This is a genomic window from Mycolicibacterium sp. 624 (assembly GCF_040548615.1).
Taxonomy (GTDB): Bacteria; Actinomycetota; Actinomycetes; order Mycobacteriales; family Mycobacteriaceae; genus Mycobacterium.
Genome location: NZ_JBEPRZ010000001.1, coordinates 833551 through 856263 on the forward strand (window position 1 = coordinate 833551; position 22713 = coordinate 856263).

The 22713-nt window shown below is 66.8% G+C and carries 21 protein-coding genes and 3 tRNA genes; 11 read left to right on the forward strand and 13 right to left on the reverse strand.

Annotated features, from left to right (window positions below; genetic code table 11):
- The first annotated feature begins 46 nt into the window (after window positions 1-46).
- The 3 genes from ABIA65_RS03730 to ABIA65_RS03740 all read left to right on the forward strand — a co-directional run bounded on the left by ABIA65_RS03730 (window position 47) and on the right by ABIA65_RS03740 (window position 1322).
- Window positions 47-937, forward strand: a complete 891-nt coding sequence (locus tag ABIA65_RS03730; RefSeq protein WP_241402253.1) for a DUF3566 domain-containing protein — start codon at window positions 47-49, stop codon at window positions 935-937.
- 87 nt (window positions 938-1024) lie between these two features.
- A tRNA-Ile gene (locus ABIA65_RS03735) sits at window positions 1025-1098 on the forward strand.
- A 151-nt stretch (window positions 1099-1249) separates the two neighbouring features.
- A tRNA-Ala gene (locus ABIA65_RS03740) sits at window positions 1250-1322 on the forward strand.
- Window positions 1323-1418: 96 nt separating this feature from the next.
- Here the strand turns inward: ABIA65_RS03740 and cwsA are convergent.
- On the reverse strand, window positions 1419-1844 hold the full coding sequence (cwsA, locus tag ABIA65_RS03745) for a cell wall synthesis protein CwsA (RefSeq protein WP_241402252.1): 426 nt from the start codon (window positions 1842-1844) through the stop codon (window positions 1419-1421).
- A gap of 86 nt (window positions 1845-1930) precedes the next feature.
- On the opposite strand from cwsA, the gene ABIA65_RS03750 reads away from it, so the two are divergent.
- Window positions 1931-2476 carry a peptidylprolyl isomerase gene (locus ABIA65_RS03750; protein WP_354522663.1) on the forward strand — a complete coding sequence of 182 codons (546 nt, stop codon included), beginning with the start codon at window positions 1931-1933 and terminating at the stop codon, window positions 2474-2476.
- 70 nt (window positions 2477-2546) lie between these two features.
- On the opposite strand, the gene ABIA65_RS03755 is transcribed toward ABIA65_RS03750, so the two are convergent.
- Window positions 2547-2963, reverse strand: coding sequence for a PH domain-containing protein (locus tag ABIA65_RS03755; RefSeq protein ID WP_241402250.1), 417 nt, complete (start codon window positions 2961-2963; stop codon window positions 2547-2549).
- 155 nt (window positions 2964-3118) lie between these two features.
- Window positions 3119-3403 carry a cell division protein CrgA gene (gene crgA / locus ABIA65_RS03760; RefSeq protein WP_241402249.1) on the reverse strand — a complete coding sequence of 95 codons (285 nt, stop codon included), beginning with the start codon at window positions 3401-3403 and terminating at the stop codon, window positions 3119-3121.
- A 123-nt stretch (window positions 3404-3526) separates the two neighbouring features.
- Between crgA and ABIA65_RS03765 the strand changes: the two genes are divergently transcribed.
- Entirely contained in the window at window positions 3527-4336 is an 810-nt protein-coding gene (locus ABIA65_RS03765; RefSeq protein WP_354522664.1) for a DUF881 domain-containing protein, read from the forward strand.
- 53 nt (window positions 4337-4389) lie between these two features.
- The gene (locus ABIA65_RS03770; protein ID WP_241402247.1) at window positions 4390-5055 is read left to right on the forward strand and encodes an aminodeoxychorismate/anthranilate synthase component II; all 666 of its coding nucleotides are present in this window, start codon (window positions 4390-4392) and stop codon (window positions 5053-5055) included.
- Here the strand turns inward: ABIA65_RS03770 and pknB are convergent.
- The 7 genes from pknB to ABIA65_RS03805 form a co-directional block, all read right to left on the reverse strand.
- The gene (pknB, locus tag ABIA65_RS03775) at window positions 5033-6913 is read right to left on the reverse strand and encodes a Stk1 family PASTA domain-containing Ser/Thr kinase (protein ID WP_241402246.1); all 1881 of its coding nucleotides are present in this window, start codon (window positions 6911-6913) and stop codon (window positions 5033-5035) included. The two genes, ABIA65_RS03770 and pknB, sit on opposite strands and share 23 nt — an antisense overlap.
- Entirely contained in the window at window positions 6910-8202 is a 1293-nt protein-coding gene (locus ABIA65_RS03780; RefSeq protein WP_241402245.1) for a protein kinase domain-containing protein, read from the reverse strand. Before ABIA65_RS03780 ends, pknB begins: the two co-directional genes overlap by 4 nt.
- A complete protein-coding gene (gene pbpA, locus ABIA65_RS03785) occupies window positions 8199-9674 on the reverse strand; it encodes a D,D-transpeptidase PbpA (protein WP_241402244.1) in 1476 nt (491 codons plus the stop codon). The genes ABIA65_RS03780 and pbpA overlap by 4 nt, the downstream gene beginning before the upstream one ends.
- Window positions 9671-11086, reverse strand: a complete 1416-nt coding sequence (locus ABIA65_RS03790; protein ID WP_354522666.1) for a peptidoglycan glycosyltransferase RodA — start codon at window positions 11084-11086, stop codon at window positions 9671-9673. The genes pbpA and ABIA65_RS03790 overlap by 4 nt, the downstream gene beginning before the upstream one ends.
- Window positions 11083-12579: a PP2C family protein-serine/threonine phosphatase gene (locus tag ABIA65_RS03795; RefSeq protein ID WP_354522667.1), complete on the reverse strand. Its 1497-nt coding sequence runs from the start codon at window positions 12577-12579 to the stop codon at window positions 11083-11085. The genes ABIA65_RS03790 and ABIA65_RS03795 overlap by 4 nt, the downstream gene beginning before the upstream one ends.
- Window positions 12576-13043: an FHA domain-containing protein FhaB/FipA gene (locus ABIA65_RS03800; protein WP_241402241.1), complete on the reverse strand. Its 468-nt coding sequence runs from the start codon at window positions 13041-13043 to the stop codon at window positions 12576-12578. The genes ABIA65_RS03795 and ABIA65_RS03800 overlap by 4 nt, the downstream gene beginning before the upstream one ends.
- Before the next feature lie 180 nt (window positions 13044-13223).
- Window positions 13224-14681, reverse strand: coding sequence for an FhaA domain-containing protein (locus ABIA65_RS03805; RefSeq protein ID WP_354522668.1), 1458 nt, complete (start codon window positions 14679-14681; stop codon window positions 13224-13226).
- A gap of 216 nt (window positions 14682-14897) precedes the next feature.
- Here ABIA65_RS03805 and ABIA65_RS03810 point away from each other — a divergent pair.
- Both ABIA65_RS03810 and ABIA65_RS03815 read left to right on the forward strand, forming a co-directional pair.
- Window positions 14898-14980: transfer RNA gene (locus tag ABIA65_RS03810), tRNA-Leu, on the forward strand.
- A 234-nt stretch (window positions 14981-15214) separates the two neighbouring features.
- Window positions 15215-15826 (forward strand): hypothetical protein, encoded by a 612-nt coding sequence (locus ABIA65_RS03815; protein ID WP_241402239.1) that lies wholly within the window; start codon window positions 15215-15217, stop codon window positions 15824-15826.
- A 206-nt stretch (window positions 15827-16032) separates the two neighbouring features.
- On the opposite strand, the gene ABIA65_RS03820 is transcribed toward ABIA65_RS03815, so the two are convergent.
- Together ABIA65_RS03820 and ABIA65_RS03825 are read right to left on the reverse strand one after the other, a co-directional pair.
- A complete protein-coding gene (locus tag ABIA65_RS03820; RefSeq protein WP_354522669.1) occupies window positions 16033-17340 on the reverse strand; it encodes an amidohydrolase family protein in 1308 nt (435 codons plus the stop codon).
- Window positions 17330-18535, reverse strand: a complete 1206-nt coding sequence (locus ABIA65_RS03825; protein ID WP_354522671.1) for a diaminopropionate ammonia-lyase — start codon at window positions 18533-18535, stop codon at window positions 17330-17332. Before ABIA65_RS03825 ends, ABIA65_RS03820 begins: the two co-directional genes overlap by 11 nt.
- Before the next feature lie 57 nt (window positions 18536-18592).
- On the opposite strand from ABIA65_RS03825, the gene ABIA65_RS03830 reads away from it, so the two are divergent.
- The 3 genes from ABIA65_RS03830 (at window position 18593) to ABIA65_RS03840 (ending at window position 21566) form a co-directional block, all read left to right on the forward strand.
- On the forward strand, window positions 18593-19240 hold the full coding sequence (locus ABIA65_RS03830; protein ID WP_354522672.1) for a GntR family transcriptional regulator: 648 nt from the start codon (window positions 18593-18595) through the stop codon (window positions 19238-19240).
- Window positions 19237-20352, forward strand: a complete 1116-nt coding sequence (hisC, locus tag ABIA65_RS03835) for a histidinol-phosphate transaminase (RefSeq protein WP_354522673.1) — start codon at window positions 19237-19239, stop codon at window positions 20350-20352. Before ABIA65_RS03830 ends, hisC begins: the two co-directional genes overlap by 4 nt.
- Before the next feature lie 95 nt (window positions 20353-20447).
- Entirely contained in the window at window positions 20448-21566 is a 1119-nt protein-coding gene (locus ABIA65_RS03840; RefSeq protein WP_354523078.1) for a pyridoxal phosphate-dependent aminotransferase, read from the forward strand.
- Window positions 21567-21652: 86 nt separating this feature from the next.
- On the opposite strand, the gene ABIA65_RS03845 is transcribed toward ABIA65_RS03840, so the two are convergent.
- Window positions 21653-22666: an alpha/beta hydrolase family protein gene (locus tag ABIA65_RS03845; protein WP_354522674.1), complete on the reverse strand. Its 1014-nt coding sequence runs from the start codon at window positions 22664-22666 to the stop codon at window positions 21653-21655.
- Window positions 22667-22713: the final 47 nt, after the last annotated feature.

The window sequence follows — 22713 nt, forward strand, 5'->3', positions numbered from 1 at the left end:
CGCCAACCGTTTGCACCGGCAACCGGTCTGATCGAAGGAGCCGTAGGTGAGTTCACCCAACGAGCCGGGGTACCCGCGCGCGGCAAGCGCCAACGGCTCACCGGGTGCCACGCCCGACGCCGGCCCGCCCGCAGGTGGGCCGACGCGCAACGGCCCTGCCAAGGAGTCCGGGGAGGCGCCGCCGCCCTGGCAGCGCGGCGGCACGCGGCCACGACCGGGTCCGCGCGCCGCTGACGGTCCCGAGGGTGGTCGCGCGGGGTCAGCGGCCGGGCATCCGCCCGGCGCCGACGCCCGACTAAACCGGTTCGTCTCGGGTGGTCCCGCGACTCCCCCACCGTCGGCACCCACCCGGGAGGGCGGTCCGACGCGCGAGGGCGAGGCTCCCAGGGGCGAGGGACCGCGCGGTGAGCCGGCTCGTCCCGAGCCCACCAGGCCCGAGACCTATGCCAGTGAGCTACCCGATCTGTCCGGATCACCACGGCCGCCGGTCCGCAAGCCTCCAGCGGAGCGCACGGCACCCGAGGCGCCGTCGACCCGGCCCGCGGTACGTCCGCCCGTGACGGGCCGTGCGACGGGCCCGGTGCGGGCCACCATGGCGATCCGGCGGTTCGATCCGTGGAGCGTGCTGAAGGTCTCCCTGGTGCTCTCGGTCGCACTGTTCTTCGTGTGGATGATCGCCGTCGCGTTCCTGTACCTCGTGCTGGGCGGCATGGGCGTCTGGAGCAAGCTCAACAGCAACGTCGGTGACTTGCTCACCAGCGCGAGTGGCAGTGGCGGAGAACTGGTCTCCAGCGGCACGATCTTCGGCGGAGCCGCCCTGATCGGGCTGGTGAATATCGTGCTTCTCACTGCGATGGCAACGTGCGCCGCGTTCATCTACAACCTCACCACCGACCTCGTCGGAGGTGTCGAGGTGACGCTGGCGGACCGCGATTGATCGCAGCGCCGAGCGCCCAGATCGATGGTGGTTTGGGTGCTAGGCAGGCGTTGCGGTAATCTCACCGCTCGTCCGGATGGATAAAACGGGCCTATAGCTCAGGTGGTTAGAGCGCTTCGCTGATAACGAAGAGGTCGGAGGTTCGAGTCCTCCTAGGCCCACGGAAATGCCGGCCCGCCCGGCGTGGTCACCGGAAGGGTGCACCGTGAAATTGGTGTTGCTGATCATCGCCGCAACTGCGGCTGTGGTCGTCTGGCGGTCGCGACGCGGCGTCGAGGTATGGCATACGGCGGCCGACCCCGCCAACCCCTAGGGGCCTTAGCTCAGTTGGTAGAGCGCTGCCTTTGCAAGGCAGATGTCAGGAGTTCGAATCTCCTAGGCTCCACAATTCTTTCGTCTTCTCCGTTGAGTGAGCAGTGACGGCGCCTGCCACTCGCACTTCGTCACCGTGAGCGCTATGTCACCGCACCGCGGCGCGTCCTCAGGGCCGCGGTGTCACCTCAACGCTCGGTGGCCGGGGCGAGGGCTCGGGTTGCGTCGAACGTCGAATGATCGAGAACGTCACCGCGCCGACCGCCAGGACCGCAGCCCCCACCGCGATGAGCACCAGTGGCCGTGGCCGGCGCTTGGAATGGCGTGCCTCCTGCAGCGCCAGGGGTAGTCCGCTGACCACTTCCTGCGCGGCCGCGAGCTCGGTGACGATCGCCGCCTGTGCCGCCGCCAGATCGTGGCGCAGTCTGCCGCTGCGGTAGCGATCTCGCACCCAGGCAGCGGAGGACTGGGCGGAGTCCACACCGAGGCCCAGCGCTCCCCTGGTGACGTCGACAGGGCCCAGGGTGGAGTACTTCAGACCGCGGGCCAGCCGCTGCCGGGGACTCAACCGTTCGACGGTCGTCTTGGAGCTCATTGGCGCAACCTCTCTGCGGTCGGGCGGGTGGAACACACCCAGCCAACCCTATTCGGGCGGGGGCGGCATCCGGCGCGGAAATGCGAATGGCACACTGGGTTCCCGTGACGAGCCCCATTCAGACAGCGACCGCGACACTGCACACCAACCGCGGCGACATCAAGATCGCACTCTTCGGCAATCACGCGCCGAAGACCGTCGGAAACTTCGTTGGCCTGGCCCAGGGCAACAAGGACTACAGCACCGAGAACGCCTCTGGTGGCGCCACAGGCCCGTTCTACGACGGCGCCGTGTTCCACCGCGTCATCTCCGGCTTCATGATCCAGGGCGGCGACCCGACCGGCACCGGCCGCGGCGGACCGGGCTACACCTTCGATGACGAGTTCCATCCCGAGCTCGCCTTCGACAAGCCCTACCTCCTGGCGATGGCCAACGCCGGCCCGGGCACCAATGGCTCGCAGTTCTTCATCACGGTTGGCAAGACGCCGCACCTGAACCGTAAGCACACCATCTTCGGTGAGGTCGTCGATCCGGAGTCGCAGAAGGTCGTCGACGCCATCGCCGGCACCGCTGTCGACCGCGGCGACCGTCCCACCGAGCCCGTCGTCATCGAATCCGTGACCATCTCCTAGGAACTTCGGCCGAAACACACGAAATGGCTGCCCCGGCCAGCTCGGGAGCAGCCATTTCGCGTGTCTGGAGCTATCGGGCGTAACCGGCCGCGGTCAGCGCGTCGAGGACCTCGAGTGGGTCTGTGCCCAGATCCCAGCGGGTGAAGACCAGCAGGCGATCGCCCTCCACCACGTCGATCTCCAGCATGCGGACCTTGCGTCCGATGCGACGGAACTCCGTGATGCGCACGGCGCCGATGTCGGCGGGTCGCAATATCTGCGTGCGCCACCAGCCGCGGACCACAAGCCCCTCACCGGTGATTGCCAGCTTTGGTCGGGCGCGCCAGGACATGCTTGCGAACGTGAGCAATCCGACAGCGGCAACCCCGGCTAGGACACGTCCGGGAGGGTCTGTGACTACGGTCACAGCGGCGATTGCCATCACAGTGCCGAAGATTCCGCAAGCCACCACACCACCGGTGCGTGGGCCCCACTGAGTTTGCTGCATTGACTCTCAACCCCCTTTAAGCGTGGGTAATCGAGTTATCCACAGGTGCTATCCACAATGGGGATGAATCACAACGATGTGATTGCGTGACGACCAGGTTGCCAGCGGCCGAACGCATCGCGGCCAACTTGAATACAACCTCGCGTCATTCGTCGTCACCGCCACCGCATGGTGAGCAACAGGCCAGTGATCATGAAGGCAAACGCAATCGCGTAGTTCCACTGCGCCAGATTGGCCATCCAGGTGAGCCAGCTGGGTGCGTCCACAGGATTGGTCGCGGCGAGCTGGAACACCAGCAACCACACCAGACCGAGCAGCATCAGGCCGATGAAGAGTGAGACGAACCACACGCTCGACGGTCCCGCTTTCACCTTCACCGGGGTGCGGCTCACCGGGTTGACGGTGAAGTCGTTCTTCTTGCGGACCTTTGACTTGGGCATGGGTACCTTCGGACGGGTTGGCGCCACTTCGACGGTGCGGTGCGACGATGGAGCAGATGCAGTCAGAGCCTATCTCAGCGGACCGCCCAGCCGAGAACCCTGACGACCCGGGAGGAGGACCCGATGGCAGCTAGTCAGTCCACGCCGCCAGCCGGCGACCACGCCCAGGCGCCGGCGGCAGAGGCACCACCACACCGGCGGTCGTTCTGGCGGTTCGGCGTCCCCATCGTCTGTTTGTGCGCTGGCCTCCTGCTGGCGACCACCCACACCGTCTCCGGTGGTGACGAGATCCGGCGCAGCGACGCACCGCGGCTGGTCGACCTGGTCCGCGAGGCCCAGCAGTCGGTGGACCGGCTGTCCGCCCAACGTGACGCGATGGTGTCCGAGATCGACAACCATCACGGTGGCAGCCCGGGTGCCGACGCCGCCCTCCACGCGATCACGGGCCGAGCCGACGCTCTCGCCGCGGCGGCCGGTGTCGATCCGGTCCGAGGACCGGGTCTGGTGATCACGCTGAATGACGCACAACGCGACGCCGAAGGCAGGTTTCCAGGGGATGCCTCCCCCGATGACCTCGTGGTACACCAGCAGGACGTGCAGGCAGTGCTCAACGCCCTGTGGGGCTCGGGCGCCGAGGCCATACAGATGCAGGACCAGCGGATCATCGGGACGTCGGCGCCCCGGTGCGTCGGCAACACGCTGCTGCTCAACGGGCGCACCTACAGCCCGCCGTACGTGATCACCGCCATCGGCGACGTGCCCGCGATGCAGGCCGCCCTGGCAGCCGCTCCCCTGGTCAACCTGTATCGCCAGTATGTGATGCGGTTCGGTCTGGGCTACACCGAAGCGCCCAAGCCCCAGGTCGACGTCGTCGGCCACACCGCACCGGTGCGGATGCGCTACGCCACGCCCGCGGGTCCGCTCGGTTACTGACGCCGCCGCAGGCGGGACGCAAAAGGCCTCGACGCACCCAGTAACCTGGCCTGATGCAGGTTCTCGTCGTCGACAATTACGACAGCTTCGTGTTCAACCTCGTCCAGTACCTCGGTCAGCTGGGCGTGGACGCGCAGGTGTGGCGCAATGACGATGAGCGGCTGGCCGACCCGGATGCCGTCGCGGCACGCTACGACGGCATCCTGCTGAGCCCCGGCCCCGGCACCCCCGAGCGCGCCGGCGCGTCCATTCCGTTGGTGCGCGCGTGCGCGGCCTCGGCCACACCGCTGCTGGGCGTCTGCCTCGGCCACCAGGCCATCGGGGTGGCGTTCGGCGGCACAGTGGATCGTGCGCCCGAGCTCCTGCACGGTAAGACCAGCACCGTGAATCACACGAATGTCGGTGTGCTGAAGGGACTTCCGGATCCCTTCACCGCGACCCGGTACCACTCGCTGACCATCCTGCCCGAGACTCTGCCGGAGGTTCTCGAGGTCACCGCGCGCACCACCGGCGGTGTGATCATGGCGGTTCGGCACGTCGATCTGCCCATCCACGGCGTGCAGTTCCACCCCGAGTCGATCCTCACCGAGGGCGGCCACCGGATGCTGGCCAACTGGCTCGAGTTGTGTGGGCAGGCGCCCGCCGAGGGTCTGGTGCGTCAGCTCGAGCAGGAGGTCGCCGACACCGTTCGCGCGGCTACTGCGCGAAGCTCAGCGTGATCGGAGCGTCGAAGTTGGTCGGGGTGCCTGCCGCCGGGGACTGATCGACAATCCCGTTGCTCGGCACGCCGCTGTTCTGCGCGTTGGGCAACTTGATCAGCTCGCCGGTCCAGCCGTAGGAACCCCGCAGGAGCGGTTCGGCGTCCACCCAGAACTGGCCTCGTAGCGAGGGCATGACGAACTGGTTGCCGCGCGACACCTGAATCTGGATCAGGGTGTCCGTCGGAACGTTCTGTCCGGATGCCGGATTGGTGCCAACGACCTCGCCCGAGCGCTTCGAGCTGTCGATGTCGATGCGAATGGTGTTCGGGAAGCCGGACTGCTTGACCAGCCGGTCGCAGTCGTCGAAGCTGAGCCCCGCGCAGTCCGGGACCAGCCTGCTACCCGGGCCCGACCCCACGATGATCGTGATCTCATTGGTGATCGCCGAGGTGGAGTTGGCAGACGGATTGGTCGCGATGACCCGGTCCTTCTGCTCGGGCAGTGACGCGGACAGCGTCCGCTTGATCCGCTCGAAGCCCGCGTCGCGCAGCTTCTCCTCCGCCTGATCGGGCGTCATGCTCTTGACGTCCGGTACCTCGCGCTGCTTCGGGCCGGACGAGACGACGATAGTGATCCGGTCGCCCGCGGCGACTGCCGATCCCGCCTCGGGTTCTGTCTTGATGACGAGCTCGGGGCCCACCGTGGAACTGTCCTCCGGACGCTGATCCACCTCAAAGCCACGATTCTGAAGATCTGCGGTGGCGTCCTGATAGGACTGCCCCGCCACGTCGGGCACCTGCTGATCACGCGGGCTGCCGCCGATCATGTTGATGCCGACCGTGACGACCACGGTCAGCACGGCCAGGATCGCCACGACCAGCAGCCAGCGCTTGACCGCGGTGTTGCGCTCGGGAGGAGGCGCATAGCCCCGTTGTGCGGGCATGTGAGCCGTGGACTCACCACGCCCGTGCGACGGCGCGGCCGCCAGCATCGAGGTGCGCTCGGCATCGGTGAACACCTTGGGTGCCTCGGGCGGCTCACCGCTGTGCACGCGGATCAGATCGGTGCGCATCTCGGCGGCCGACTGGTAGCGGTTCTCCGGGTTCTTCGCCAGCGCCTTGAGCACGACGGCGTCGAGTTCGGGGCTGATACCGGCGTGCCGGGCCGACGGTGGCACCGGATCCTCGCGGACGTGCTGGTAGGCGACCGCGACGGGCGAATCGCCGACGAAGGGCGGCTCACCGGTCAGCATCTCGTACAGCACGCAGCCCAGCGAGTAGACGTCGGACCGCGAGTCGACCTTCTCGCCGCGCGCCTGCTCGGGTGAGAGGTACTGCGCGGTGCCGATGACAGCGGCCGTCTGGGTCACGCTGTTGCCGGTGTCGGCCAGCGCGCGGGCGATGCCGAAGTCCATCACCTTCACAGCGCCGCCCTTGCTGATCATGATGTTGGCGGGCTTGACGTCGCGGTGGATGATGCCGTGCTGGTGGCTGAAGTTCAGCGCCTGGCAGGCGTCGGCGATGACCTCGAGGGCACGTCGCGGCTCCATCGGACCCTCGGTGTGCACGATGTCGCGCAGCGTGACGCCGTCGACGTACTCCATGACGATGTAGGGCAGCGGACCGGTCGCGGTCTCGGCCTCCCCCGTGTCGTACACAGCGACGATCGCGGGATGGTTCAGCGCGGCGGCGTTCTGCGCCTCGCGGCGGAACCGCAGATAGAAGCTCGGGTCGCGGGCCAGGTCTGCGCGCAGCACCTTGACCGCGACGTCGCGGTGTAACCGCGTGTCGCGTGCGAGGTGGACCTCGGACATGCCGCCGAACCCGAGGATGTCACCGAGTTCGTAGCGGTCAGACAGGTGCTGGGGCGTAGTCATCGGTTTGTCTGCTCGTGCGCGGCTTCGGAATGGGCCGCGGCTTGGACCCCACCTTCCCTGATCAGACCCGGATCGGTCCAATCAGGGCCCTGCCAGGACGGCGCGGGCATGGCGGATGGCGACGGCGGTGGCACGATCGTGGTGCTCGTGTTGGTGATCGTCGTCGGCGACGGCTGGTTGTCCTTGCGGTCCTGGGCGTTGAGCACGATCAGGATCGCGATGACGATGGCGAGCGCCCCGAGCACACCGGCTGCCCACAGCAGGGCCCGCTGTCCCGAGGAGAAGGTGCGCCGCGGTGGAGGTGCCGGCCGGTGATTGCCGGTCGCCGGACGCGGCCGAGCCGCGGTGGGCGGCTTGCTCGAGAAGTCGGCGGCGGAGCGGGCCTGCGCACCCGACGGGATCGCCGCGGGTGTGGCCCGGCCGATGGTCGGCGCCTGGTTGGGCCGCGGTGGGCGTCGTCCCGCACGCACCGCGGCGACGGCGTCGGCGAACGCGCCGCCGGTGCTGTACCGAAGGCCCGGGGACTTGGCCAGGGTGATCTCGATGAGCTCGCGCACGTTCGGCGGCAGATCGGCGGGCAGCGGTGCCGGCTGCTCCTTGATGTGCTTCATGGCGACCGTCAGCGCACCGTCGCCGGTGAACGGACGGCGACCCGAAACCGACTCGTAGCCAACGACTCCCAGCGAGTACACGTCGCTGGCAGCGGTGGCGTCGTGGCCGAGGGCCTGCTCGGGCGCGATGTACTGGGCGGTGCCCATCACCATGCCGGTCTGCGTCACCGGTGCCGCGTCGACAGCCTTGGCGATACCGAAGTCGGTGAGCTTCACCTGCCCGGTGGGCGTGATCATGATGTTGCCTGGCTTGACGTCGCGGTGCACCAGTCCGGCAGTGTGCGCGACCTGCAGCGCGCGGCCGGTCTGCTCGAGCATGTCGAGCGCGTGCCGCAGCGACAGTCGGCCGGTGCGCTTGATGACCGCGTTGAGCGGTTCGCCGTTGACGAGCTCCATCACCAGGTAGGCGGTGCGGCCCTCACCGTCGAGCTCGGTCTCGCCGTAGTCGTACACGCTCGCGATGCCGGGGTGGTTGAGCATCGCCACGGTGCGCGCCTCGGCGCGGAAACGCTCGACGAACTCGGGGTCCGTCGAGTACTCGGCCTTGAGGACCTTGATGGCGACCTGACGTCCCAGTCGGCTGTCGAGGCCCTCCCAGACCTGACCCATGCCGCCGGTGGCGATGAGTCGCTGCAACCGGTAACGGTCGGACAGCGTCACTCCGACGCGCGCGCTCATGATTCCTCCCGCAGCGCAGCGGCGATGGTGGCCCGGCCGATCGGTGCAGCCAGTGCCCCGCCGGTGGCGGACAAACGGTCGCCACCATTCTCCACGAGGACGGCAACGGCCACCTTGGGCGCCCTGGCCGGCGCAAACGCGATGTACCAGGCATGTGGCGGTGTGTTTCGGGGGTCGGTCCCGTGCTCCGCCGTACCGGTCTTGGATGCGATCTGCACGCCGGCGATGGCCCCCTTCTGTTGAGTCACCTTTTCGGCGTCAATCATCAGGTCCGTAAGTGTAGTGGCGACCTGGGAAGACACCGCTCGGCGTGCCTCGTGCGGGGTCGTCGTGGCGATATTGGACAGGTCGGGCCCCTTGAGATCGGCGACCAGATACGGGTCCATGGCGACGCCGTCATTGGCGACGGTCGCGGCCACGACGGCGTTCTGCAGCGGAGTGAGTGCGACATCCCGCTGCCCGATGCTGGACATGCCGAGAGCGGCGCCGTCGCTGATCGGTCCGACGGTGGACTCGACCACCGGCAGCGGAATTGGTGGTGTGGGGGTGTCGATGCCGAAGGCCTGCGCCGTGCTGCGCAGCGCGTCGGCGCCGGTGTCGATGCCGAGCTGGACGAAGGCGGTGTTGCACGACTTGGCGAACGCCTCCCGCAGGGAGGTGGTCGGGCCGTTGCCGCACGCCGAGCCGCCGTAGTTCTCCAGCGTTGCGGTGCTGTCGGGCAACGGAATCCGAGCCGCGGACGTGAGCTGGGTGTCGGGGTTGGCACCGGCCGCAAGCGCTGCCGCGGTGGTGATGACCTTGAACGTGGACCCGGGCGGGTAGGTCTCCGAGATCGCGCGGTTCACCAGCGGCGAGTTCGGGTCGTCACGCAGCCGCTCCCACGCCTCGGACTGCGAGTCGACGTCGTGCGACGACAGCACGTTCGGGTCGTAGGACGGTGAGGACACCATCGCCAGGATCTTGCCGGTCGAGGGCTCCAGCGCCACCACCGAGCCCTTGCACGGGCCGTTGCAGGCCTCCGAGATGGCCTCCCACGCGGCCAGCTGCACCTGCGGGTTGATCGTGGTGCCGACGTTCCCGCCACGGGGGTCACGGCCGGTGAAGAAGTCGGCCAGCCGCCTGCCGAAGAGGCGTTCATCGGAGCCGTTGAGCACTGAGTCCTCGGCCCGCTCCAGGCCCGTGCTGGAGTACCGAAGCGAGTAGAAGCCGGTCACTGGCGCATAGGCCTGAGGCGTGGGATACACCCGCAGGAACCGAAAGTGCCCGTTGGTGGACACCGAGTACGCCAGCAGCTGGCCGCCGGCGGTGATCTGGCCCCGCTGGCGGGAGTACTCGTCGAGCAGGACGCGCTGATTGCGAGGGTCCGACCGCAGACCGTCGGCGGTGAAGACCTGGGTCAACGTGGCGTTGCCCAGCAGCAGCACGATCAGCGCCATGATCGCCACGGAGATGCGACGCAGGGAGGTGTTCATACCTTCGAGATCACCTCCGTCTTGGCGGCGGCGATCGGTGTCGGATTGGGCCCGGCGTCGGAGATCGGACGACGGGCAGAGTGCGAGATGACCATCAGGATGGCCAGCAGCACGTAGTTGGCCAGCAGCGAGGAGCCGCCGTAGGACATCCACGGGGTGGTCAGGCCGGTGAGCGGAATGAGCTTGGTGACGCCGCCGACCACGATGAACAACTGGATGGCCAGCGTGGAGGCCAGTCCGGCGGCCAGGAGCTTGCCGAAGCTGTCACGCACGGCGATCGCGGTGCGCATGCCGCGCACGATCAGGATCGTGTAGAGCATCAGGACGCCGGCGAAGCCGACCAGGCCGAGCTCCTCGCCGATGGCGGCGATGATGAAGTCGGTGGACGCCGCGGGCACGGTGCCGGGCTGGCCGTTGCCCAGACCGGTGCCGAAGATGCCACCGGTGGCGAAGCTGAACAGCGACTGCACCATCTGGTAGCCGGCGCCGTCGGGGTCGGCGAACGGGTCGAGCCAGTTCTGCACGCGGGTCTGGACGTGGCTGAACGCGAAGTAGGCCACGACGCTGCCCGCGGCGAACAGGGTGAGCCCCAACAGGACCCAGCTGATCCGGTCGGTGGCGATGTACACCAGGACGAGGAACGACGCGTAAAGCAGAAGCGACGTGCCGAGGTCCTTCTCGAAGACCATGACGCCGATCGAGGCCACCCACGCCGCGAGCAGCGGCGCGAGGTCACGCGGTCGCGGGAGGTTCATGCCGAGCACGTGCTTGCCGGCGCTGGTGAAGAGGCTGCGCTTGGACACCAGGACCGCGGCGAAGAAGATGAGCAGCAGGATCTTGGAGAACTCTGCGGGCTGAATCGAGAAGCCGGGCAGCCGAATCCAGATCTTCGCGCCGCCCTGCTCGGAGTACTGGCTGGGCAGCAGCGCCGGAATCAGCAGCAGCACGAGGCCGGTCAGGCCGCAGATGTAGCCGTAGCGGGCGAGCACGCGGTGGTCCCGCAGGAAGATGATGACGAGCGAGAACGCGACAACGCCGACCAATGTCCACAGCATCTGCTGGTTGGCGCTGGGACCGCGAGCTGCACCCGAGGCCAACGGGCCGGCGGCGAGGTCGAGGCGGTGAATCATCACCAGCCCCAAGCCATTCAGCAGCGCGACGACGGGCAGCAGAAGCGGGTCGGCGTAGGGCGCGAAGCGACGGACCGCCAGGTGCGCACCGGTGAACAGTGCGAGGTAGGCGACGGCGTACTGCAGCAGATCCCAACTCAGGCCCTGTTCCTGGTTGGCCTCCACGATGAGCAGCGCGACCGTCGTGATGATGCCAGCGAAGGCGAGCAGGACCAGTTCGGCGTTGCGCCGGTTGGGCATTGGCGGAACTACGGTGACGGCGGCCTGCGGCGCGGTGCTCATGACACCGCCCGGCAAGTGGTGCCCGGCTCCTGCGGTGGGGGAGGCAGCGCCGTCACGGTCGGCGACGGCGTGGGCGGGGGTGCGGGTGATGCCGGCGGCGGTGGCGCCGGGGTGCTGACGGTCTTCGGTGTCTCCGGCGCCGGACCGGGCAGTGGCCCGCGAGGAGTTGTGGTGGTGGGGGTACCCCCCGCTGTCGGGCGGGGTGCGGTGGTGGTCGTCGTCGGCGGCGCCGGTGCGCAGATCGGCAGGAGCGAGGACGGCCCGAGATCCCGAAGCTGGCGGATGGCGTCGTCGACGCTGCCCGCGGGCAGACCGGCCGCAACCTGCGCGCGCTCGGACTGGCGCAGGTCGCTGACCTTGAGCGGCTGGCAGTTGGAGCGGTCGTCGTCGGCGGCGATGATCCGGATGTCGTTGCGGTTGTCGAGGCAGGCGATGCGGAACGGCTGCTGCAGCGGCATACCGAGCAGCGAGCCTTGCACGCCACGCATGATGTAGACGGCGCCGTCATGCTCGGCGACGTAGTAGTTGCTGCGAATCACCATGCGCCCCACGAACAATCCGGCGGCGACGAGCAGGATCAGCAGGATCGCGATGATGAGGATCTTGCGGCGCGAGCGCGGCTTCTTCGCCGACTCGGGCTCGACGGCGGGGCGCTTGGTGGGTGTGGCGCGCTTCGGGTTGAACGCCGATGCGCGTCCGGCGGCGGTGTTGGGCGGCACGGACTGGTCGTCGTTGCCGGACACCGCGCCGGCCAGGATGGGCTGGGTCTGGCCGTACCCGTGGTCGACGACGTCGGCGACCACCACGGTGACGTTGTCGGGGCCGCCGCCGCGCAGCGCCAATTCGATGAGCCGGTCCGCGCTTTCGGCGACGTCCTCGATCTGCAGCGCGTCCTGGATGGTCTCGTGACTGACCGGGTCCGACAGCCCGTCCGAACACAGCAGGTAGCGGTCGCCGACCTTGGCCTCGCGCACGATGAGTGTGGGCTCGACCTCGTGACCCGTCAGCGCCCGCATGATCAGCGAACGCTGCGGGTGACTGTGTGCCTCCTCGGCGGTGATGCGGCCCTCGTCGACCAGGGTTTGGACGAACGTGTCGTCCTTGGTGATCTGGGTGAGCTCGCCGTCGCGAAGCAGATAGCCCCGGGAGTCACCGACGTGGACGAGCCCAAGGCGGTTGCCCGCGAACAGGATCGCGGTCAGCGTGGTCCCCATGCCCTCGAGCTCGGGATCGGCCTCGACGTGTGCGGCGATCGCCGAGTTGCCCTCGTGCACGGCGTTGTTGAGCTGACTGAGCAGATCGCCGCCCGGCTCGTCGTCGTCGAGATGAGCCAGCGCGGCGATGACCAGCTGTGAGGCCACCTCACCCGCCGCATGCCCGCCCATGCCGTCGGCGAGGGCCAGCAGGCGCGCGCCGGCGTACACGGAGTCCTCGTTGTTGGCCCGGACCAGGCCGCGGTCACTGCGCGCCGCGTAGCGGAGGACGAGTGTCACGGGCGCAGCTCGATTACCGTCTTGCCGACTCGAACCGGCGTCCCCATCGGAACCCTTACCGCTGTCGTCACCTTCGCCCTGTCAAGGTATGTGCCGTTGGTCGATCCTAGGTCTTCTACGTACCATTCCGTCCCTCGCTGGGACAGCCGTGCGTGCCGTGTTGAGGCGTAGTCATCAGTGAGTACGAGCGTGGAGTCATCGGCGCGGCCGATGAGCACCGGCTGAGTGCCCAGGGTGATGCGTGTGCCCGTCAGGGCGCCCTCGGTGACGACGAGCTGCCGGACGACGCTGCGATGCTGACGGCTGGGCAGCAGTGTGCCCCGCAGCGCGAGCCCACGCTTGACCATGACGGCACCGGTGGGTGCGTAGATGTCGGTCCGAAGGGTCCGCAGCACCGCCCAGATGAACAGCCACAGGAGCAATAGGAAACCGACGCGCGTCAGCTGCAGAACTAGCCCCTGCATCCGACGTCCCTTCCGTCACCGTCCCGCTGTGGCACCCAACCTCTGCACCGAGCCACGGGCCGTGTCACTCCTGCCAGCGGATCTGCTCGGTCACCGTCGGCAACGTCACGATACTGGGTGCTGGGATCGGAGTGAGCGGGAAGCGAACAGACTTCGCGGGGCCGTGACCCGTTCGCGTCCTCAGTGAACCCGAACGACGATCTCGGAATGACCCAGTCGAATCACGTCGCCGTCGGCCAGCTGCCACTCCTGGACCGGCGCGTTGTTCACGGTGGTGCCGTTGGTGGAGTTGAGGTCCGACAGCAGCGCGACCTGCCCATCCCAGCGGATCTCCAGGTGGCGACGCGAGACCCCGGTGTCAGGCAGCCGGAACTGAGCGTCCTGACCGCGGCCGATCACGTTGGCGCCCTCGCGCAGCTGGTAGGTACGGCCGCTGCCGTCGTCGAGCTGCAGCGTCACGTTGGCGCCGGCGACACCGGCAGCGGCGTATCCCGCGCCGTAACCACCCTGCTGGCCGTAGCCCGCGTCGGCGTAGCCGCCGCCGTAACCCTGGTCGCCGTAGCCCGCGGGTGCGGCCGGCTGGCCGTACTGCTGCTCGCCGTATCCGGGCTGGCCGTAGTCCTGACGGTAGGCCTGACCGCCGTATCCGCCCTGGTCGGGGTAGCCGCCCTGGTCCGGGTAGCCGCCCTGGTCGGCGTAGCCACCCTGCTCGGGATACCCGCCCTGGTCCGGGTAGGCCGGACGCGCCTCGGGCCGACCGTAGTCGTCGTGGCGCGGGGCCTGACGGCCGTAGTCATAGTCGCCGGCGGGAGCGCCGGGAGCGGGGTAACCGCCAGCGGGCGCGCCGTAGCCACCCTGGGCCGGCGGGTAACCCTCGGTGTAGCCGCCCGCGGGGGGCTGGCCGTAACCGCCAGCCGGCGGACGCTGCTCATAGGACGGTGCCGGGTAGCCCTGCTCGGGGTAGCCACCCTGCTCGTAGCCACCCTGCTCCGGGTAACCACCCTGCTCGTAGCCGGGCTGCCGCGGGGGGTAGCCGGGCGCCGGGGGGCCCTGAGGCGGGTATCCACCCTGCTCGGGAGGCTGCGGACGGCGGGGCTCCTCGCCCTGGCGGCCGTAGTCGTAGTACTCGTCGCCGGGCTGCTGGCCTGGTCCCTGGCCGCCGCCGCGATGGCTCGGGTTGTCAGTCATCGGAGGAACTCCTGGTTCTGCGGTGTTCGCGCGGTCTGGTTGTGGGGCGGGTGCGCCCGTCGAGTCTCGGTCGGTCGAGTCGGGATCGACCGCTCCACGTACGCGGAATTGGCCGGTGTGCAGGTTCGGTGACGGTTCGAATCTGACGACCACCTCACCATACGTTTGCCATCCTTGGTCATGGATGTATCCCTCCAGGTGTCTGGCAAAACTGGTCGACGTGAGGTCGGGGTCGGCGCTCACCTTCTGATAGTCCGGCACACTGAGGGTAATGACGTAGGCGTTCGGTGCCAAAATATGGCCGCCGCCCAGTTGGCGCACCTTGGCCTCGGCTTCACCCTGGAGCATCGCCTCGACTTCCTGCGGCACGATCGCACCGCCGAACACGCGGGCGAACGCGTCGCCGATGCTCGACTCGAGTCTGCGTTCGAAGCGGCCGACCAAACCCATGTCTGCCTCTCCCCTCGCTCGTCGTCGCTGTCGGTCCCCGCACCTCTGCGTGTCGTGGAGCCTGATGCCTGTAGGCATGGTATCGGCGATGCCCGTTGTCGCGTGACAAACGGTTCTCTGAGAATCTGATCACGGCAGGTCAAGGGGATGTTTTCGCCGTGATCTGCACGGTTGGGGAACGGGCCGGTGTGCGTGATAGCCTTTCGGACGTTGTCGGGGCGAGTGGCGGAATGGCAGACGCGCTGGCTTCAGGTGCCAGTGTCCTTCGGGACGTGGGGGTTCAAGTCCCCCTTCGCCCACAACTAGCGGTCGCACCAACCGCAGCGCAAAGGTCGCGGACTCTCTTGAGTTCGCGGCCTTTGTGTTTGGCGGGTGCGTTCGCACCAAATGCCCGATCGCGAGGATGACTCGCGGCCTGTACGGCCCTCATCTTGCTGAAAGCTCGCTGTGTTAACAATGTGAGCCCCGAGCGCGGTCCCCCGCGCCTGCGTCCGCACCGGACCCATCGGGACTGGAAACCATGAGAGGACCTAATGACACCCACCCGCTTCGGCGTTGCCCTCACCGCTGCAGTTCTCGCGGCTTCCGCACTGAGTGGCTGCTCGGAGGTCACCGAGATCAGGGACGCGGCCTCGAACGCGGTTGAGGAGGTCGTGGCGTCGGGCACCGAGAAGATCACCGAGGCTGTGTCGGGCAACCTGTTCACCGCCGAGGGTATCGACGCTGCGTACTCGGCGATCTCGGAGAAGGTCGGCGCCAATCCCATGCAGGTGGTGGAGGTGAGCATCGCCCCTGGGGTGCTGGCCGTCGAGGCCATCGACCCGAACGCTCCGACCGAACTCAATCAGTGGAGTTACACCGCGGGCACGGTCGGGCCGTCCCGCCCCGTCGACTATGACGATGACACCGAAGCGCTACAGCAGAATCTCTTCCCCATCGATGAGGTTGCCACCAGCGCCATCGTGACGGCCATCAACGGTGCGGTTGCGGCAAGCGAGATCGAGGGCGGCGAGGTTCAGAGCCTGAGCATCAAGCGAAACATGCCGTTCGACGCGAACGTGATGATGTTCATCAACGTCAAGGGCGAGCGCAGCAGCAAGCAGGTGCGCGCGGACGTCGCCGGGCAGATCACCGACGTCGTCTGAGCGCTTCGTTGGCTGCCCGCACTGGACGTTCCGGTGCGGGCGGCCAGCACGCTCATCGACACACGGTGCCGAATTCCTCACGCCGGTAGGCGAATTGGTTCCTCCGCCCTGAAACTGGATCAACGCTCAGCGAGGTGGCAGTTGTTGAACAGCGCGGCGTGATTGACCGGGATCGTCGCGGCCGGATGGTGCGCGAGCAGAAGCCATCAGCGTGTACTGAGCTGGGGCTGAGTATCCCCGCCGTTGTGTTGAGGGTCGTTCGTCGCAACGCCGCGCACGACACATGCGTTTGAGGTGAGCACGGTGATGTCGCGGTGCGGATCGGCCGTGTACGCGACCAGGTCGGCGAAGCTCCCGGTGGTGAGTCGTCCGCTTACACCCGGCAGCCTTGCCGCCGCGGCGGCAGTCTGACTAGCGGCGCGTAGCGCTTCGGGCGCGGGCATACCGCATTGAGTGAGGAGAAGTAGTTCGGTGGGCAATGCATCGAATGGTGTCCATCGCCAGCCTGCGTCCGTACCGGCCACGATTGTGACGCCCGAATCAATGAGATCACGCGTGTCGAGGAGGTCGTTGTGTTGCCGGCGGGTCCACACTTCGCGAATCTTGGCCTCCGCGGGGGCGCACTCGAGCACGTAGTGGCCGACACTGAGTGTCGATACCACTACGGCCTCATGGTTCACGAGTTCGCGTGCGACCTCGGCACGTATTCCGGCCTCTATCCGCCGGTCCCCGGGAGACCGGAACTTCGCGTGCTCAATTACACGAATGCCGGCGGACAAGGCCTGCAGAATTGAGTCGGCGGACAGACAGTGAGCAGTAACCGGAAGATTGGCTTCTCGACTAGCCGCGACGATCCTCTCAAGCTCCGCTGTCGTAAACGCCGTATCCCAGGGATTCGATCCCGTGGTGCCGCCACCGGATGCCATGACCTTGATCTGAGTCGCCCCAGCGGCCGCGAATGTCTCCACGAGTTTCTCCAGTGCGAACGCGCCGGATGCTTCACCGCCCATGCGCGCGGCGTGCCCACCCGGTGGTGTCAACGGTGCACCTGCCGGGTAGAGCCGGGCTCGGTCTGACGCTAAACGGGCATCCCGAGAGATCTGGAAGATGAGCGGCGAGGGCCCACCACAATCGCGAGCTGCGGTCACCCCGACGCTCAGGAGCGATTCGAGAGCGCGACTTGCGTGCGCACGACAATCGGCGTCGTCGATAGGGCCGACCATCACGTCTGAATCGCCTTGGGCTGTTTCAGTGACGTGCACATGCATGTCTATGAACGACGGACCGGCGATGAGCTCACCGAGGTCAATCGTTGGTGCCGTCGGCCAACTGGACGGAGCACGATCACACCCCAGACTGACTTCGGTGATGAGACCGCCCCGCACCAGGATCGAGGCCGGTTCTGGACGTGCTTGATCGTGGCCAAGTCGGATGTGACGGCCGACGATGATGGCTTCCTCTACCGACCGAACGGCCGATTCCGTCGAGCAGCCGTCGTTCGATTCACCGGTCATCGATCGTCTCGCAGCCGTTTCGGAGCGCGCCCTCGCCGCCCGCGATGGTGGCGGCGTAAGCGTCTGGATCAGCCGCACCCTCGGTGTTCAGAATAAGGACATGGTCGTAGGGCTCGCCGGCTTCGGCGCCGCCCGCCCGTTGATCCCGGAAGTAGGCCGTCGCTCCCGCGAGCGATGCCGCCCCGCTTTCACCTGACTCGATGCCGACCTCTGCCAGCTCCCGCATAGCGATTCGGGCGTCGTCATCGTCGACCGTTATCGCGGCATCGATCGATCCGGAGAGTTCCCTCCACGCCAGCCACGACGGAACACCACAGTTGAGTCCTGCCATGATCGAGTGATGCGGGCCTGGGACCTCAACCAGCTTTCCCTCTCGGAGTGATCTCGCGATGCAGTCGGCCCCGCGCGGTTCCACTGTTGCCAGAACCGTATGGGGTCTAGGCCGGAAATGGCGGGCAACTGCCGCAGCAAGAGCCCCCACGCCGGCCGGTGCGAAGACCGCCAATGACTCATCGTGTTGGACGCCTTGCGCATCGAGCTGCTGTTGAATCTCGCTCATGATCGTCGCGTAGCCGGCGATCACCGCCGCAGGGACGTCCTCGTAGCCCGGCCACGACGTATCCGAGATCAGCACGTAGTGCGGGTTCCTCTGAGCCTGGTCGGCTACGAACTGCACAGTCTCGTCGTATGACGCGTAGGCCACGACGACATGGGCGCCTTCGGAGCGAATCGCCTCGATTCGTGGCCGGGAGATCGTGCTGGGCACATACACGACGGCGCCGAGACCAAGATCTTGTGCAATCCGCGCGACAGCACGACCATGGTTCCCATCGGTGGCGCACGTCAGCGTGAATTCGCGTCGGCTCACCCGTCTCCGGAGATGCGCGAAGCTACCGGCCGGGGGCTTCCCACAGAGCGCACTGAGCGTCGCATTCACGGCCCACGAGGCCCCGAGGATCTTGAACGACGGAAGGTCAAAGCGCGCCTGCTCGTTCTTTACCCAGACATTCTTGACCCCCATCGATTCCGCAATCGTGGGGACGTGAACCAATTCGGTGGGCGCGTATCCGGTCATCGTCTTGTGCCATCGACGGCACTCCGGCCAGTAGTCCCCTGGCGAAGCTGTCAGCGTTAGCTCAGGCGTGACGGATGCCGTCCGCGTTATTGGCGTTACTTCGACCACAAAACCCTCCACTGCGTACTGTATTCAGTCTACTTTTGGGGTACAGTACACACCCGAGGAGGGATTGCAATGGTCGTACAGAGGCATCTGCTCCGCGACGACGTCCAGGCCGCAGTTCTGGGCAAGTTGATTCGCGGCGATTACCCGGTTGGCACCCGGATCAATGAAGTGCACCTAGCGGCAGAGCTCGGCGTAAGCCGCACACCGCTACGCGAGGCACTGTCTGCCCTCGCCAATGACGGCCTGATCGAAGCGCGCCCGAGTCGAGGATTCTGGTTATCGCCGCTTACCGATACCGAGGTGCGCGAGACCTACCCCATCATCTCCGAGCTGGAGCAGTTCGCGCTGCGGACCTCCGATGCCGCGCAGCTAGCCGCCACCGCATCGCGCCTACGTGACCACGCTCGCGATATTCAGCGATCATCGGACCCTGTCGTGGCACAGGCGGCCGACGACGAGTGGCACGACCTGCTGATGAGCGCGTGCCCTAACGAACGCCTGAAACGTCTGATCTGCGACCAGAAGTTGGTAGTGCACCGCTACGAGCACGCGTACCTCAGTGACCCCTCCGCCCTCGGGGAGTCGGCCGCACAGCACGCGCGGATCGCGGACGCGATAGCGGCAGGTGACATCGAGGACGCTTGCCGTGAGTTGGACCGCAACTGGCTGACGGGGATGGAACGACTCATCGAGCGCATCACCGGCGGCGCTGAGTGACAACCGTCGGGACATCGCAGCGGCAGATTTCAGTTCGGGACGACCTGGCGGGCTTGACGCCCTACACCGCAGCGGCCCCCCTCAACGGAGTAATGCACCGCCTCAACAACAACGAGAGCCCGTACCCGCCACCCGCCGACGTTGTGGCGAGCATGCTCACCCAACTGAAAAAAACTCTCGAACACGCGCATCGGTACCCCGATACGACGGTCACGGATCTACGGGATTCGTTGGCCCGCTACGTTGGCCACGACATACAACCCGCCCAGATCTGGGCCGGCAACGGCTCCAACGAGGTGCTACTGCAACTGCTCCTCGCCTACGGCGGTCCCGGCCGCCGCGTCCTGGGTTTCACCCCCGACTTCAGCATGCACCGGCAGTTGGCAGCCATCACGGGAAGCCAGTGGCATGACGGCACGCGCTCGAATGACTTCACGTTGAGCGCCTCGCACGCCCGATCCGTCATCGCGCGGGTGCGCCCCCACATCATCATGGTCTCGAATCCGAACAATCCCACCGGAATGGCGCTGCCGCACGACACCCTCGAGGCGCTCGTCGATGCGTCACGAGATTCGATCGTCGTAATCGATGAGGCGTATCACGAGTTCGCGCGTACCCGGTCAGTCGTGCCGCACGTCCATGAACATCAGAACTTGGTCGTGGCCCGGACCCTCTCCAAGGCCCTGGCACTGGCCGGCGTGCGCATCGGGTACATCGTCGCAGCGGAGGCTCGGATACGTGACCTACGGATGATGGCGTTGCCGTACCCGATCAGCAGCCTCGCGGCAACGACTGCAGAAGTGGCTCTCGCCAACGCCCCACGACTACTCGAACAGATTCCAGCCATCCTCGACGAACGTGACTGGCTACGTACAGAACTCGACGCCCGAGGGTTCCCTACGACCAACAGCGATGCCAACTTCCTGCTATTCACCGGTATGGCATGTGCTGAAGGCCTCCTCGAGGACTTCAGGGCCGCCAAGATCGCGGTCCGCGATGTCGGCCCGGCAGGATGGCTGCGCGTCTCGATCGGCACCCCTGCAGACAACCGAGCCTTCTTAGCAGTTCTGGATAGCGCCAACTCCGCTCACCCGACCTTCACCGACTCCTGAGGAGTGCAACGATGCTCACCGTCAGCCGCACAGTCAATTCCGTATCGCCCTCGGCCACAATGGTGGTCGCCGCCAGGTCCGCACAGCTACGCGCAATGGGAAGACACGTGTTGTCGCTCGCCGCAGGCGAACCGGACTTCACCCCACCCGATCACGTACTCGCAGCAGCTGCCGAATCATGTTCGGCGCGAGCAACTCATCGTTACTCTGGATCGGCCGGCCTACCTGAGCTGAGAGCTGCCATGGCGAGCGCCATGGCAGGTGAGGCCAGTCCGGACGAGATCGTGGTGACCAGCGGCGCCAAGCAGGCTGTCTACGTCGCCATGGCAGTGCTTCTCAATCCCGGGGAGGAGGTCCTGATACCCACCCCGTACTGGACGACCTACCCAGAGGCCGCACGGTTGGTCGGGGCAGAACCGGTTTTCGTTGCGACGAATCCGGAGGGAAAGGTACTGGTCGAGTCTTTGGAAGAGGCCTGGACAGACCGCAGCCGCATAGTCGTGATCGGCTCGCCGTCGAATCCAACTGGGGCGGTGTACTCCAGCACCGAACTGGAGGTGATCGCCGAATGGGCGCTTCGGCGGGGTATTACCGTACTCAGCGACGAGGTATATGAACACCTGATCTTCGACGGCCGTACGTTTGCGAGCATCCGCGAGGTCAGTCCCGAGATGGCCGCGGCCACCGTAACAGTGCACGCAGTGTCGAAGACTTATGGAATGACCGGTTGGCGAGTGGGCTGGTTGCACGGTCCCGGACCAATCGCCGCCGCGGCGGCAAAAGTGCAGTCGCATTTGACATCCAATGTCAGCAACATCGCCCAAACCGCGGCGCTCGCCGCCCTGCGGGGCGGGCTTGAGCACGTGCCGGCGGCCGTAGCGGCCTTCACTCGCCGCCGCGATCTCATGCTGCAGGTGCTCGACGGGCTGCCGGGCGTCCACACTGCTGAGCCGGCCGGCGCGTTCTACTGCTTCCCGGATGTCTCTGAGGTTCTGAGCAGAGGAGTCAACGGGCGTCAGTTCACCGACAGCATCGAGTTCGCCACCTATCTTCTCGACGAACTCGGAATCGCCGTGATCCCAGGCGAAGCCTTCGGCGCGCCCGGTCATATTCGGCTCTCGTTCGCCGCCAGCGACCGTGACGTCGTCGACGCGATGTCGGGTCTGCAGCGGATGCTCGGTGGCTGGAGCGACGAGACAGGTCACACCCACTGAAAGCGGCGCCACCGCACTAGATGTCACGGCGCTGACGGGTTTTCGGACTCTGATGGCCGAAGAGGCGAGTGTACTGAGATGGACCGCTAGACCGCGTCCTTCAACCATTGCAGGATGATTCCGGCGATCTGGTCCGAGTTGTCGTCCCACATCGTCATGTGCGTGTTCCCGGTGATGCCGCGGGCGGGGAGGTCGATCCAGGTGACGTTGCCGCCGGCGGCCTGAAGCCGGTCGGTGAACTCACGTGTCGAGTTCCACAGGTCGCGCCACCCTGCGACCGGTTCGTCATCGATCCGGTCCCCCCAGATGACGAGGTGCGGAATGTGCTTGATCACGCGCAGATCAGTGCCGGCCGGAACCTCCGAACCGCTGGGTTCGACCGCGATGTGCGCTACCACGCGATCGGGGTTCCCCACGATGGTAGTGAAGGCGTCGGGCCCGGATGCACTGTGCGAGAGCAGAATACCGTGACCGAGCCGCTCGAACAGCGCGCCATAGGCCGGCAACCGGAGGTCGTCCGACAGCTTGTACCGCGGAATCACCTGCTGCATCGCGTGATCGAACGCATCGACCGGGAAGCGCGCTCCCGGATACGGCGTACGCTGACCGGGGTCGACGGCGTACCCGCTGCCCGGCCCGATCCGGAAGATGTCCCAGATCTCCGCTTTGGTACGGAAGAACGGCTCGCTCGGATAGACCTCGGGATATCGGGCCGACGGCGCTCGGCCGCTACCGACCGGGTCGCAGACGACCGTGTCGTACCCATCGCGCAGGAACAGCTCCTGCCAGCCCGGGCGCCCGTCGGGCGTGCCTTCGTAGCAAACCCCGGATAGTCCGCCGCCGGGCCAGAACACGACCGGGTACTGGCTGTGCGGATCGTCGAGTCTCACTTCGTGCGCGTATAGCTGCCCGATCTCGAAGTCGCCGTTCGGATCGGCGGTCGTCGCCGGCACTCCCGATGCGGCGAACATCGGCCGGGGCGCTTCACCGTGGACCGAGAGCGATCGTCCACCAACGTGGAAGCCCGACATGCTGCGGACACGCAGCGGCCCGGACTCGCTTCCGCAGCCGGCCACGACCGACGTGGATACGCCCGCCATGCCTATCCCGGCGCCTTTCAGGAGCGTGCGGCGTTTCATCGGAGCCC